This is a genomic window from Planctomycetia bacterium (assembly GCA_016795155.1).
In the GTDB taxonomy this organism is placed as follows: domain Bacteria; phylum Planctomycetota; class Planctomycetia; order Gemmatales; family HRBIN36; genus JAEUIE01.
Window position 1 is genome coordinate 1 of record JAEUIE010000027.1, and the last position, 14,246, is coordinate 14,246.

Consider the following 14,246-nt stretch of genomic DNA (forward strand, 5'->3'; position numbering starts at 1 on the left):
CGCAAACGCAAGCCACGCACCAAGGAAGCATGTGATCAACTCTGCGGCCAGTGCCTCGACTGGTTCTCGCCTAATGAATGCGCCAACTACCTCCGACATGCAGGATATGCGCCGCAAGAATGGAACTGAAAATGCTCTAGAGCCTTCCGCGGCGTACTAAACGTCTAGCGATACCGCGCCAACCAGTGGGCATACGGCGCGGGCAACGTCTTCCAGGCTGCATTCTCCACACCGAGTTCCTTGGCGGCCTGGTAGGGCCAATGGGGGTTGGTCAGGAATGGGCGGCCGATGGTGGCAAAGTCGATCTTGCCTTCGCGGATCAAGGTGTCAGCCCCGGCTGCTCCGTTGATAAACCAACTGGTGGTGCCGGGCAGACCTGTCTCGCGGAGCACTCTTGCAGCAATATCGCCCAGCAGGTTCGGACCCCAGGGAATCTTCGCGGTGGGAGTGTTGAACCCGATGGAGACATCGACCGAATCGAGTCCATTCTGCTTCATCCGTTTCAGCAGGACGATTGATTCCGAAATCATCTGCTCATCGTTGCCATCAAACTCGACGACACTGAAGCGAACGGTAAGCGGGCGGTTCTGCGGCCAGACTTTACGAACAGCCTGCAGCGTTTCCAGCAAATAGCGTCCCCGGTTCTCGGCACTGCTACCGTACTGATCGGTCCGTTTGTTCGAGTAAGGCGACCAGAAGTTCTGGGCCAGGTAGCCATGCGCGAAGTGGAGTTGAAGCCACTCAAAGCCCACGTCACGGGCACGTTCTGCAGCACGCACCACGTCGGCTTGCACGCGTGCAATATCCTTCAGCGTCATCTCACGGGGGACACGCGAGAGGTTGGCACCAAACGCAATCGATGACGGTGCAATCGTCGGCCAGGACTTAGGCTGCCCCTCGGGAATGTGATCATCCCCTTCCCAAGGCCGATTAGCAGAAGCCTTCCGACCCGCATGGGCCAACTGAATGCCAGGCACCGCTCCCCAGTGCTTGATGGCCTTCACGATAGGTGCGAGCGCCTTGGCCTGTGCATCGTTCCAGAGACCAGCATCCGCCCAGGTAATACGCCCTTCAGGCGACACTGCTGTCGCTTCCACCATCACCAGACCCGCCCCACCCCGTGCCAGCGACGTGTAATGCACCCGATGCCAATCGGTAGCTTGTCCCTCCTCCGACATATACTGACACATCGGCGACACCACGATGCGGTTGCGTAACGTGACATCCTTGAGGGTGTAGGAATCGAAGAGCGTGGGCATAGGGGGTCTCGTGGGGTTGGGAAGTGTTTAGGATATGATGCAACTTGAGTGGTGTCATGCATATGTGTACAGACAGGTTTACCAACATCATAGCCTGCTTGCACTGGCTTGATTCCTTGCCCTACTAACGTTGCCTATGTGATATAATAACTGCAGCAAACTGTTTAACAGAACTTGCGAAGCCATCGCGAATGGTGTCTTATCTTTGATATATAAGGTTCGTGCGAGTACACGAAAGCAAGTGCATTCGCGAGGATAGAGAGGCTTCTCACTTATCAAGTAACCATCTCTTGCTTTGTGAAACAAATGAGAGATGCATTGGACCGCTCATGGATCGTATAGAATCGATCAATACGAAACGAATCGAGTGGTGCTGTGCCGAACGTGGAACAGCCCTTGAGGACGTTGCTAATGCGATCGGTATCTCCGACTCTACACTTCAGCGAGTCATGGATGGTGAAAGCGGTCTAACGTTCAGGCAACTGCAAAGCCTCGCGGCTTACTTCAACCGAGGAATCCTCTTTTTCCTTGAGCCTGGACGTGTAAATGAGCAAAAGCTGTACACGCCACAATTTCGAACACTTACAAGCCAGAAGCCGGACTTGTCTCCAAAAGTCAAAGATCTCATCGAGAAGGCTGAATGGTTTCGACATGTATTTTTGCATCTTCAAGAAGAGCTTGGAAAAGAGTGGCGCGAATTTTCACCACCGGAAATCGACCCAAGTAACATTCAGGTTGCAGCACGGGAAGTAAGAAGGTGGCTCGGACTTCGAGACCACAACACATTTGAATCATATCGTAAAGCTGTCGAGTTAAAGGGAATACTTGTACTTAGGAGCATGGGATATGCGGGAGCATGGCAGTTCCCACGAGAGAGTACAATCGCTGGGTTTTCACTTTACTTCGAGCGCTGCCCAGTAATTGTCGTTCGAAAGCAAGAATTCGAGGCCAGACAGGTTTTTACTCTGATCCATGAATTAGGACACATCCTACTTCACAAAGGCAGTTTCATAGATGAGGACAAGGATCTTTTTCACTATCAAGGTCGTGAACGCGATGCAAACCGTTTTGCCGGGCGCGTGCTCGTACCAAAGGCATTCTTGGATCAGATTAATGACCGTACACGACCCCAGAATGTATCTGCGTATGATGATTGGCTTTGGGAATATAGGGATCGCTGGGGCGTCAGTGCCGAAGTGATTCTTCGTCGACTATTGGATATCGGGCGACTTGAAGAAGTTCAGTACGAGGCATACCGAAAGTGGCGTGCTCAAGTGCGAACACCAATGACAAAGGGAGGAAGCAGACAATATCGACATCGCGAACCAATTCATATTTTTGGTCAATCGTATGTGCGATCAGTATTCGACGCGTTGCATACTAAGCGCATTACATTAGCTAAGGCTAGCACATACCTAGACAACCTTAAGGTGTCGGACTTGCATGAATTGGAGGCGCATCTTGCAAACAGTTGACGCCTCTTCAATAATCCATGCGTGGGATACTTATCCGATCGAGAACTTTCCAAGACTCTGGGAATGGGTCGCGGAGCAGATTAACGATGGAGAACTTGACATCTGCCGCGTGGCGTACGACGCGATCACCCGCAAAATACCCGATTGCGACACATGGCTAAAAGAAAACGGATTCAGATGCTCCGAGATTACGAACGCTATTGCTCAAGAAGCATTACGCATAAAGACAATTCTCGGAATTCGTCAGCGATATAGTCCGAAAGGTGTGGACGAAAACGACCTCTTGATCATAGCTCGCGCATCGGTTGATGAAATTGATCTTGTATCTGAGGAGCGGCTACAACATCAGCTTCCATCCGAGATGGCACATTGGAGAATACCTGCCGTTTGCAGACATGTTGATGTTGGAGTAAACTGCGTCCAATTCATTGAAATTATCAAGCAATCGGGGCGCGAATTGGGTTAATGTCCATTACAAGTTACGCTTGTTCGGAGAGGCAGTGCCGAAAGCAACCCATTCCGTCGATTCTAGCCAACTATTTACTGAAAATCATCTGCACTTACGTTGCACATTAAGTTCTCCACACCTACTTCGAAAACCGATGTCTCACCGCCTTCAGACACAACCAGGTCATGAGCAACACCACGATGCCAAAGATCGTGGTGAATACTCCAGCTACGATCCATTCCTTGGTAGTGCGGGCGAGGCGTTCGGTGCCATCACGGTTCAGCTTCTCGCTAGTCAACACGACATTGGTAAGGAGTGCGAAGAAGAGCCAGAGAACGATGGTGAGCATGAACACGCCACCCGTCCAGTGAGGCCACTGGCCAGGGCCAGCAGGCTGCCTGTTCGCCATCAAAGCTCGACGTTTTCCCCGGCGAATAAGCAGCACACCGCTGACAAGCAGAAATAACAGGATCAGCGAATGTAGTAGCAGATGTCGCAGTTCAGGGATCGAACCCGACATCGTTGCAGCTGGCTGCCACCACTGTTGCTCGTGGTCAGGCCAGTGAATCACCTTGTATCTCTTCCCTTCCACTTCCTGGCGTGTAGGCTGCGTACCTACTGCACTGCTTTCGGTTTCAAACACCATCACGGAGACATCGCGGTCGTTGGTGTAAACCTTCTGGCCGCCAGGATGAAAGATGCCTTCAATCTGATTTTGATGGGATGAAGGTCGGCTCCTCCCGTACCTGTTGCGATCAACCTGTTCCTGATAATGGTAAGCAGTTACTTCAAGTTCGCCTTCGATGTAGTGGGCCCGGTGCCAGTAAAGGTTGAACATCCCTGCTACCATGAACAGCCACATCAGTCCGATGACAAAGAGCAACACGCCCGCCACGATGGAGCCTAACCCTCTCCCCGGTGCTCGATTGCGGTAGACGATTTGCATGGCTGGTCTTCGCTGAGATGTCTGCTATAGATCATAGCGACTTTGCAGGCAGAAAACCCCGGCTCATTGGATCGCGCACCCCAATAATCATGACATCCTTCATTTGCTTCAATCTTTACGGTTTGAACTCCTCAAATGTCTTTCCGTTAAACTTAAACACTCCGGCACCATTGGTGCCTACCCAGAAGTCGCCACGTTTGTCCTGGTAAATGGACTGAATCCAGATTTGCTTGGTATCTGCTTGTATGGGATAGCGGGTGAGGGTTTTGCCATCGTACCGCCAGACGCCTTCGTTGTAGGTGGTCATCCAGAGGTGGCCTTGCTTGTCGGTCATGGCGGACGCGAAGTAGAAGGAGTCTTCTCCGACTTGGGCTTTCAGATCGCCCAGGCCGGGTTCTTGCTGGTAGTTGATCTGACCGCTATTACTCTTCGGCGAGATGTTGTAACGGTGCCTGGTGTTGCAGATCCAGAACTTCCCTTCGTTATCTTCCACAATGGAGCGGATGCCAAAGGAGCCACCGCCAGGCACATTGGTCAAACGGTCTTCGTACAGCCAGTCGAAGGTCTTGCCATCGTAGCGGACAGCACCCAGGTCGGCGGTGCCAAACCACAGGCTGCCACGCCGGTCTTTATAGATGGAGTAAACGTCGTACGGGGTATACCTGGCATTGGGGAATTTATCACGCGGGAGGCTAGCATAGTGGTCATCGCCACGCTTGGTTGTCGGGAAGGCCAACTGGTGTAAGGCGGTGCCATCATAGCGATAGACGGACCCAGAGTTCTGGGCACCGCCGAACCACAAGTCATCTGGCTGCAGCTTCCATCCAGTACCGGGAGGATGCTTCTCTGCTACTTTCACCGTAGTGAATTTTTGCCCATCATAGCGGCTGACACCTTTGGTGGTATTGATGAAGATGTCGCCTGATTTGTGTTGCTGGATGCCACGAATTCGATTGTCAGGCAACCCGTGTTTCGTGGTGAACTGCGTCAGGGTTTTTCCATCATACCGAAAGACACCCTGGCCATCGCTGCCGAACCAGTGGTGGTTGCTCTTGTCCTGGAAAACGCTCCAGATACTCTTGCTCATTTCAGAAACAATGTCGCCTGGAATATGCCTTGGCTTTTGGTCGTTCCACGCGAATGTAGACTTTGTGACTAAAAGCGAGAAAAGAAAAACAGCATGATAAATAAACATGAATGGCCTTATCTGGGTTTATGTACTGCCTAAAGGCTAACTGGTAATCTCAGGAAGCACAACTACTCAGACGCATGGATCGCGGAATGCAATAGCTGAAAAACCGTGAATTTGACAACTTCGCTCGTCCAATAAGGCCATTGGACAGCAAAAAGTCGACTGACCACACCGATTGCTGACCATCATTCATCATGGTGTGATGTGGAACTGTCTGGGTTGTAACCCCATCGACCGGTCGCGGCAGTATCTGGTGCGGTAATCGGTGTATCGACGGGTTTGGGTATGATCACAGAGAACACATCCATACGTTTCGCTTTCTGTCTGCTGGGATGGTTGTCCATAGTAGTTACGTGAGAGTCGCTGATCCTTGCCAACAGGTCCCCAGCCGGGTGCATGGCACATCGGACATGGTGTAGACAGCCGACGTGCCAGCTTGCGTGCCAGCAAACCAATTTCCGCCATGCGTGTCGGATTGACATGGGCACGCATATCAGTCGCAACCCAGACCAATCCATCGGCGGACTGTTTTCTTGCGAGCTGGTAGTAGTATGCCAGATTTTTGGCATTATCGATGCCAGGGTAGATAGGCTCCCCGGGCTTCCAGACGTTGGGCCGCAATACCAGTGCATGCGAGGGGAACTGTGTCCTGGCGGCAAACTGTAGCAGTGCTTCGACGGAGTCCACCGTCTCGTGCTGGTAGCTGGTTAAGGTGTGAAATCGACGCATATACAGATGAAAATTCCGCCTGCGGTCGATGAAATAGAGCACTTCCAGAGAGAATGGAATGAAGGGATATCCTGGATTTGGTTCGAAACAGGCCTCGTTCGCCAGCCCATAGTCAGCATCGATTTGGTTCATTCCCCATTCGCATTTGCGACGAGCGGTCTCCAGCACCGTACCAGTGGGTTCCACCTCCCTGGTAAAGGTACCAAGTTGATCGGTGTCCAGGGTATACTCAGTGACTGTTGCACCCAGAATTTCCTGAAACGCTGGAGCCACTGCTATAGATTTCGCATGTTTCGTCGTCATGAGTATACATGCGTCATGATAGGGCGATGATTTATTCAGCATGGTAACTCCACTTCAGGTCGCGATTGAGCAGGTAAGGTTGATGATCGGTCGGGTCAATACAAGCCAAGGTGACCCAGCCATTGCCAAAGAGTTTCTTCAATACATCCTGTTTCTGGATGATGGAATCTACCGTGGTGCGCTTCGCATACACCACAGTCAGCAGACGCAGTGGTTCATGGTAAGGCTGATCATGGGCGGCATAGACTGATTGCAGCGGAAGTCCATGCATCAGGTCGCTGGCATTACCCTGCATCACGCCGAGCTTGCCAGCTACGTTGTGCGTGATCTTGCTTCCTGAGCCGTAAGCGACGTTGTTGAGAGTTGAAAAGAGATACTGGGAATTGATCCACTGTGCTACCACCATGGGTGCAGTAAGGATCGTGGTCAGAAACTTGCCTTCCGGATCGGTCTTCCAGTCGTAGGAGTGGAGGAAACAGCGACCATCGAGGTTGAGGTGCCGTGTCAGTTCCCTGGGCCCGACGATAAAAGCTGCGTTTCGTGCCAGTCCCCATTCCGGCCGTACTTCCGCCCAGTCACTGCTTCGCCTGACGGTTTCCCGCACCGCTTTCTGGCCCGTCAACGAAGGCAGGCCAAAGGTTCGGGTTCGTGTTTGTGCGTTGGCTTCCCGGGCTTTGGCCAGATCGGTTTGTAAATGGCTTAATTGTTCCTGGTGCTGCTCGGAAAGGCTCTGTTGCTGGAACAACTCGACCTGATCCGTAGTGGTATCATGCTCACCGGCAACAAACAGCGTATCCGATGGGATAAGCAATCCTCGTTCAGCCAGAGCAGAACGCACTTCATGGCGATTCAGGATGGCAGCCAGAATCCGTGCGTTCCCCCCGCCGTGATTGCCTCCGCATGCACCGCAGTCCAGAGCCGAGGCATAGGCGTTGTTGGTAGTGCTGCTGCCATGCCCGCAGAATACCACCAGGGGAGCCAGGTTTTCTGTGAGACCCATCATGCGTAGTGCTGCTTCACCATAGTCGGCCTGCTGAGTAAGCGTGATGTCATCGAGTACAGGTTCCGTTAATACCGGCGGAACTACCCTGCTGCGAACTGCTTCTGCCAGGTTCGATAAGCGGGCAGGCATGATGCTCTGCGCCAGCATTTGCACGCCAAACCAGGGGCCCAGCATTTCCACGAGGGCGAAAGGTGTGGTGAAGTTGTACTTGAGCCATTGATAAAACCGGGTCGGCATCCGGAGCAGCGAACGACCCCTTTCATGCCGTTTCACACAACCAGATGGGGTATCGCATGCCTGCTCACCCACCTGATGCTGAGGCTTGAGCAGTACCGGGCAGGAATCATAGGATTGTTCTTCACCATACTTCTTCACCTGCACAGACAGACCGAAGAATCCTGCAAACCCCAGGGTGTCATAGGAGCCTTGTGCTTCGATAGACCGCCGGAATGGTTCAGAGCGAACATCGATACAGAAGACCAGTTGAGCCTTCGGCCGCTTCTTAGTCGTGATAGCGGTTGTTCCGGTCTGCAATGCCAACTGCTGCAGCAGCGTGGTACGATACCGCTTTTCCCTGACTGGCATATCTTCCAGAAAGGATGGCTTGGGAGTATCAGCGGCATTCTGTGCCTTGACTCCCGGCCACAGGATCCGTGTCAGTATCAATCGAACTGCAACATACTCCACGAGGGTGGCTGGACGCCGGGCAAACTCTGCGCGATTCTGCCAGAGTTCTTTCCATTTCACATAGCCTGACCACCCGGGCAATGCCGCCAGGGACTGTCTGACGAAGTCCTCCTGTTCTTCTCGTGCGATTCCCAGTTCCCGCAGGCATTGCACGATGGCTGCCTCCGGCGATTCCGGCAACACTTCGAGCAGTTGGGTCGAATGCAGATCAGAATTCAGACGAGCATCGAAGCGTGCCAGATCTCGGAAGGACTGGTACAACCCCTGTTCGCGGCCCGGCATACCGATGGTTGCTTGCCCTTCATCAAAATAGGCGGCACACCACTTGATCATTTCGCGATTCACCCGTTCACGACCGCTGCAAGCATCGCTGCTTGCCATGCGCTGCCGATCTGCCTCCAGAACTGCCTGCTCAAAAGGCAGATGTTCCAGTCCTTGAAGCGGATTCACGGCAATAAAGGTTTTCAGGGGCCAGACGGGGGCCACCATATCACTGGCACTGGTGACCAGTTCCTTGATGGAAATCCTTTCCGGGTTCGTTGCAGAACTGGCTCGTCGGGCGGACTGGGTCTGCACAAACATGAAGTCTCCTTTAATACTGATAAGCGGTTCGGGTTGCGGTAATGGTGGTGGCGTGGGGTTGGCTTGCGTTGAGCGCTGCCACATAGAGTTTTTTCCACCAGCGAAGTTGCTGAACCCTGGCGGGAATATCGAAAAGCATGGCTAACCACATCAACGTGATCATGCCTAATCCAGACAGGTAAAGGACATTCATGGGCTGAGGTGCGATGCGGTGTAGCGAAGCGAGGGCAGAATCCACCAGCAGGATACTCAAGCCATACAGTCCACCGGCGAGAGTACAGGCCAGCATGGTACCCAATACCCGGATGATGTGGATTCGCTCACCCAGTAATCCCACAGCAAGCTGAGTGGTAACCATCATTGCCAGGGCAAGCATCAGGCAACGCGTATCGGCCAGGCTGAAGGGTGTTCCACAGATGATGGCAAAGGTCGCAGCCCCGACTACACCCGCGATGATGGCAACAAGTATGCCTGCAGGCGTTAAGGCGGCAGCCCGGGCGCGGCTGCGTTGTTCCCGTATGTAAGACCCGGCGCTCAGAAACAGATAGGCCTTGAAAAGACCATGCCAGCACAGATGCGAAATGGCGGGGGCAAACAGACCCATCCCGCATTGCATCAGCATGAACCCCATCTGACCCATGGTGGAACAGGCCAGCATGCGCTTGATATCTGTCTGCAGCAGTTTCCAGAACGTGCCCAGCACGGCCGTAATCAGCCCGGCGACAAAAAGGAATTGCAGGAGCATCGGCTGCGTGGCATAGACAGACGCGAAACGCACCAGCAGAAAACCGCCACCATTCACCAGCCCGGCATGCATCAGGGCTGAGACCGGTGTGGGCGAGTTCAGTGAAGAAATCAACCAGCGATGAAAAGGCCAGGCAGCAGATTGAGTCAAGGCAGCCAGGGCAATCAGCACTAACCCCGCCACACTCATGGTGTTCAGTTCAGACTGGTTTTGCATCAGGTTGCTGATCAAGGCAGTACCCGCTCCTTCCGCTAGTAACCAGAAACCTGCACCGAGCAAAACCAGACCCACGCCGAACGTTTTCAAGGCCAGCCAACCGGACTGACGGGCAGCCTTCCATAGCGGCTGGTGAATCATCAGTTTCACCAGAAGTGCGTTGCTGACAGCCCAGGCTGTGAGCAGAAGCAGCAGATGGTTGGAAAAGACCATGATGATAGTGGTTACAGCCAGCAGTAGCATGGTTCCCTGATGACGTGCCTGCCTCCGATCCCCCGCCAGATAGCGTTGTGAATACACGGTCACATTGGCAACGATGAACACCACTAATCCCGCCATGACCCATGCCAGGCCATCAGGCAGAATGAGGTTCGCATCGTGAAAGTGAAACAGCGGCATGCAAACTCCTTTTTCCAAATGCATATGATTTTCTGTTTATCTTCCTTGACAACATACACGGTGCAGTTATATTTGTAAAATTGATTGTTTTTATGTTAACGATAAGTATTTCTTATAGGTTGTACCATGTCCTTCTTCATCGATTCTCTGCAGCTCAAGAGCTTCATTGCCATTTCAGAAACGGGAACCTTCGGCCAGGCAGCCGCCACCGTCAATCGAACCCAGTCTGCCCTGAGCCTGCAGATCAAAAAACTGGAAAGAGAACTGGGCTGTGAGTTGTTTGACCGGACCAACCGCAGAGTGGCACTCACCCCGCAGGGGGAGTTATTTCTCGGCTACGCCAAGCGCATGATGCAGTTGCAGTGGGAAGCCTACAGCCGGCTTCGCGAACCGGAAGTGGAGGGGGAAATACACTTCGGCACTCCGGAGGATTTTGCCACGCACTATCTGCCTGACGTGCTGGCCAGCTTTCGGCAACATCATCCACGAGTAGTACTGAATGTCTCCTGCGATCTGACGTTGAATCTGAACGAGGGCTTTCAGCGCGGTGAATATGATGTCATTCTTGCCAAGCGTGATCCGCAGCGAGTGATTGGCGGCACGAAAGTCTGGAGAGAACCACTGGTGTGGGCCGCCGCGGATGGCTACCAGCCTGAAGAGCCGCTATCGCTGGTGCTGGCTCCTCAACCCTGCATTTACCGGGCACGGGCCTTGGCTGCCTTGAACCGCGCTAAACGCAGTTGGCATATCAGCTATGTCAGCCCCAGTCTCGCAGGGACCATTGCAGCCGTCAAAGCAGGCCTGGGCATTACCGTTCTTCCGGTACATATGATCCCGCAGGGTATTCATCAGATTCGGAAAGAAATCAAACTGCCACGACTAGCCGATGCAGAAATCGCACTGATGAAGTCGGAGGAACTCTCGAAGATTGCAGATATGTTTGTGGAACACATCGTGCAAAGCCTGGAAAAAATATCGGTGCAATCAGCGTGATACCTGACTGAGGAATGGCTTGCTCAAGGCAGTCACACTCCCTCGACAATCAAGCCACGATAAATGGCACCACGATGACGATGCTGGGCTGCCTCCTGGTAAGCCGGGCTTTCGTACCAGTTGCGGGCTTCTTCCAGGGTCGGGAACTCAGCTATAACAACCCCTTCAACATCTGGTCCTTCCAGCGTCAGATGCTTACCGTAGGCGACAAGCACCTTCAGCGGGCGGCCATCCAACGTCCCTGCAACCTTTTCCCAGTAGACTTCCAGTTCAGACTGGTCGAGCGTCTTTTCACGCATGAACACCACGTAAGCGGGCATAGGTTTCTCCTATAAAGGGGAGGGAATCTGTATCAGCGCAACCCGCCGGATGCGAGGATAACTTCGCCGGTCAACCAGCCGGAATCATCCGAGGCAAGAAACGCGACGACCTTGGCAATATCTTCCGGCGTGCCCATTCGTCCCAGCGGGGTCATGGCAATGAGTTGCTTTTCAATGTTATTTCCAACACCGTAGAGCCCCGCCTCCTTCGTTCCTTCACTGAGCGTGGCACCGGGATTGACGGAGTTCACGCGAATTTTTCGGGAGGCGAATTCTTTGGCCAGCACGCCGCTCACGGCATCGAGGCCCGCTTTGCTGGCGGAGTAAATTGAGTATCCGGGCGGATGCGAGCGCGAGGCAACGGAGCCGATATTGATGATGCTTCCGCCATCCGGTCCGAAGTGCCGGAGCGATTCGCGGATGACCAGCAACGGCCCGAGCAGGTTGACGTTGATCTGGCGATGGAACTCTTGCTCTGTCAAATCCGCGACAGGCATGGCGTGATAGACTCCGGCATTGTTGACCAGAATGTCGAGAGAGCCAAAGGCTTCCTTCGCCCGCTCAAAAAGCCGGGCGACATCGGCGGACTTCGCGACATCCGCCTGAATCGCGATGGCACGGCCACCCCCAGCGATAATCGCATTGACCACGGATTCCGCGCCATTTCGGTCGCTCGCGTAGTTCACCACAACTGCCGCACCAGCAGCGGCAAGTTCCCTGGCGATTCCCGCTCCAATGCCTTTGGACGCTCCCGTTACGAGAGCCACTTTGCATTGCAATTTCGACATGTCTTGTCCTCCTTACCCCTGTAGACACTACAGGAAGGAGACTGTGACAAGCGATTTCAAGATTCTTCAGTTGAGTTGAAGGGCTTTCCCAAAATCGCCTTGGTCGAGCAGTTGCTGCAGCCAGTCGAACTGGTTCTTCGGTTCGAGAAACGGGTGCTCGCGGAAGATCGCCGCGTATTGTTCATCCACGGTATTCTCGATGGTCCGCACGATACCTTCTGCCGCTTCCGAGATACGTCGCATATGAAGCGGGACGAATTGCAACTGTCCGGGATCGACATGTCCCGCCTCGATAAAGCCCTTGGTCTTCTTCGGGCAGCGACAGGGGTTGTTTGCGTTGACCAGACCGCACTGGCCGTGCATGAACTGGTAAAGGTCGTGGCGGGCGCGAGAGAGGCTCTGCCGGAAATTGTCAGCGGACATTTCCAGGATTTCGCTGCCGACCGTATCGCTGGCTCCGAAAATTTCGCCGAGGGTGAAGATCAGCCGTTGCTTGCGGTCGAGGCAAAGCAGCATCCCGGTGGTGCAGGAGATTTTGGCCTCTTCGACCAGCAGCGGCACCTCGACCGGCACGCTCTTGGGATCTGGGAGATCAAGGTCAGGTGTTTCGTTGATGGCCTGGGCGTAACTGGAGAATGACTGATGCATTCTCTCCCCGCCGCGCCGCTTCATGTTCAGCACGTGGTTGGCCGTGATGCGGTAGAGCCAGGTCCGAAACAGGCTTTCTCCCTTGAACGTACTCAGACGGGTGATGGCCTTGATCAGCACTTCCTGCGTCACTTCCTCCGCATCCTGCGCGTGAAAGACCATGCGGACGGCAATGTTGTAAATCCACGATTGATGTCGCAGTACCAGTTTTTCCAGGGCGTCACGGCTGCCGTGCCTGGCCTGCTCAACCAGGTCGACATCAGTCGATTCATCGACGATTTCGGTAAAGGGATTGGGCATTGACGCGTTCCTCGTTCAGGACAACCTATGCTGTTCGGATGGACAACAACTCCTTTGACACGCGACCTAATGCACTGTGACAACCGCCGCTGAAATTGCATTTACCGCATCAAAAAGTTCAAATCCCGCCAACAGTCGCTTTCGCAACCAGTGACGGGATTTATGATAACGAAACAATCGGGGTGACAGGATTCGAACCTGCGACGTCCTGGTCCCAAACCAGGTGCTCTAGCCAGGCTGAGCTACACCCCGTCGTACTTCACATGATACAGACGAAATGGCATTCACCAAGGTTCACGCTGCTTGTCTTTGCATTTCTCCTCGCAGTGCCTGCACTACCCGTTCGAAATCATCCTGATTCTCAAAATGGATGACAAACTGGCCCTTATCGTGCGAGCGCAATCGTATCGCAATCTTGGTAGATAATCGCTGTCGCAGCTCATCTTCAATCTGCTGAACATGGGCAGTTTTCACAGGTTGTGACTCAGCGTTTTTCGCAGTCGCTGTCACAGCAGGTTCTTCTGATTTGATCAGAGATTCGACCTGCCGAACCGACAAACCCTTGGCAATAATCTCCTGCATCAGCGTGGTCTGCCTGACGGGATCTTCCACGGGAAGCAAAGCCCTGGCATGGCCAGCGCTGATCTGTCCATGTCGCACTGCTTCCTGCACTGCAGGTGCAAGTTCGAGCAGGCGTATCATATTAGCAACGGTCGAACGATCGAGGCCAACGACCTTGGCCAGTTCATCCTGTGTTACCTGGTAACGCTGCAGATAATCCTGAAAGCCTTGTGCCTTCTCGATGGGATTCAAATCACTGCGCTGCAGGTTTTCGACCAGGGCTGCTTCGAAAACTTTCTGATCGTTGAAATCAACCACGTGTACTGGAATCTCTGACCAGCCTACTTCACGAGCTGCCCGGTATCGGCGTTCGCCAGCAATAATCTGGTAGCCATTCTCGCAGGGTCTTACCAGGATGGGCTGCAGCAAGCCATGCGTACGCAGACTGTCTTTCAATGCATCGAGATCATCCTCATCAAAGTCTTTGCGTGGCTGTTGTGGATTGGCATGAATGCGATCCAGCGCCATCGTCAGCGTGGAACTGTTGCTGGCAACTGCTGTTGCTGTGGTGGCTGAGGAGCCACCTAACAATGCATCCAGGCCGCGACCTAAACGGCGTTTATCTGTCATGGGATTCGCCTCCTTGCTATCC

Annotated in this window: 13 protein-coding genes and 1 tRNA gene; 3 read left to right on the forward strand and 11 right to left on the reverse strand. The window is 53.5% G+C overall.

Features of this window, described 5'->3' with window-relative positions; genetic code table 11:
• Positions 1–164: 164 nt before the first annotated feature.
• Positions 165–1,259, reverse strand: coding sequence for an NADH:flavin oxidoreductase/NADH oxidase (locus JNJ77_10565; GenBank protein MBL8823020.1), 1,095 nt, complete (start codon positions 1,257–1,259; stop codon positions 165–167).
• Between the two features lie 329 nt (positions 1,260–1,588).
• Here JNJ77_10565 and JNJ77_10570 point away from each other — a divergent pair, with 329 nt between their 5' ends.
• Complete coding sequence (locus JNJ77_10570) at positions 1,589–2,734, forward strand: ImmA/IrrE family metallo-endopeptidase (GenBank protein MBL8823021.1); 1,146 nt, start codon at positions 1,589–1,591, stop codon at positions 2,732–2,734.
• A complete protein-coding gene (locus JNJ77_10575; GenBank protein ID MBL8823022.1) occupies positions 2,721–3,200 on the forward strand; it encodes a DUF4411 family protein in 480 nt (159 codons plus the stop codon). The genes JNJ77_10570 and JNJ77_10575 overlap by 14 nt, the downstream gene beginning before the upstream one ends.
• Positions 3,201–3,321: 121 nt before the next feature.
• Here the strand turns inward: JNJ77_10575 and JNJ77_10580 are convergent, their stop codons facing one another.
• From JNJ77_10580 to JNJ77_10600, 5 genes are all read right to left on the reverse strand, one after another.
• Positions 3,322–4,128, reverse strand: coding sequence for a hypothetical protein (locus tag JNJ77_10580; GenBank protein MBL8823023.1), 807 nt, complete (start codon positions 4,126–4,128; stop codon positions 3,322–3,324).
• Between the two features lie 115 nt (positions 4,129–4,243).
• Entirely contained in the window at positions 4,244–5,215 is a 972-nt protein-coding gene (locus JNJ77_10585; GenBank protein ID MBL8823024.1) for a hypothetical protein, read from the reverse strand.
• A gap of 297 nt (positions 5,216–5,512) precedes the next feature.
• The gene (locus tag JNJ77_10590; GenBank protein MBL8823025.1) at positions 5,513–6,352 is read right to left on the reverse strand and encodes a hypothetical protein; all 840 of its coding nucleotides are present in this window, start codon (positions 6,350–6,352) and stop codon (positions 5,513–5,515) included.
• Between the two features lie 31 nt (positions 6,353–6,383).
• Positions 6,384–8,624, reverse strand: coding sequence for a DUF2309 domain-containing protein (locus JNJ77_10595; protein ID MBL8823026.1), 2,241 nt, complete (start codon positions 8,622–8,624; stop codon positions 6,384–6,386).
• Positions 8,625–8,634: 10 nt separating this feature from the next.
• A complete protein-coding gene (locus JNJ77_10600; GenBank protein ID MBL8823027.1) occupies positions 8,635–9,984 on the reverse strand; it encodes a proton-conducting membrane transporter in 1,350 nt (449 codons plus the stop codon).
• Between the two features lie 126 nt (positions 9,985–10,110).
• Here JNJ77_10600 and JNJ77_10605 point away from each other — a divergent pair, with 126 nt between their 5' ends.
• Positions 10,111–10,977 carry a LysR family transcriptional regulator gene (locus tag JNJ77_10605; GenBank protein MBL8823028.1) on the forward strand — a complete coding sequence of 289 codons (867 nt, stop codon included), beginning with the start codon at positions 10,111–10,113 and terminating at the stop codon, positions 10,975–10,977.
• A 32-nt stretch (positions 10,978–11,009) separates the two neighbouring features.
• Here the strand turns inward: JNJ77_10605 and JNJ77_10610 are convergent, their stop codons facing one another.
• From JNJ77_10610 to JNJ77_10630, 5 genes are all read right to left on the reverse strand, one after another.
• Entirely contained in the window at positions 11,010–11,297 is a 288-nt protein-coding gene (locus JNJ77_10610) for a DUF1330 domain-containing protein (GenBank protein ID MBL8823029.1), read from the reverse strand.
• A 32-nt stretch (positions 11,298–11,329) separates the two neighbouring features.
• Entirely contained in the window at positions 11,330–12,085 is a 756-nt protein-coding gene (locus JNJ77_10615) for a glucose 1-dehydrogenase (protein MBL8823030.1), read from the reverse strand.
• 66 nt (positions 12,086–12,151) lie between these two features.
• A complete protein-coding gene (locus JNJ77_10620) occupies positions 12,152–13,033 on the reverse strand; it encodes an RNA polymerase sigma factor (protein MBL8823031.1) in 882 nt (293 codons plus the stop codon).
• Positions 13,034–13,210: 177 nt separating this feature from the next.
• A tRNA-Pro gene (locus JNJ77_10625) sits at positions 13,211–13,285 on the reverse strand.
• A 42-nt stretch (positions 13,286–13,327) separates the two neighbouring features.
• Positions 13,328–14,224 (reverse strand): ParB/RepB/Spo0J family partition protein, encoded by an 897-nt coding sequence (locus JNJ77_10630; GenBank protein ID MBL8823032.1) that lies wholly within the window; start codon positions 14,222–14,224, stop codon positions 13,328–13,330.
• Positions 14,225–14,246 lie beyond the last annotated feature (22 nt).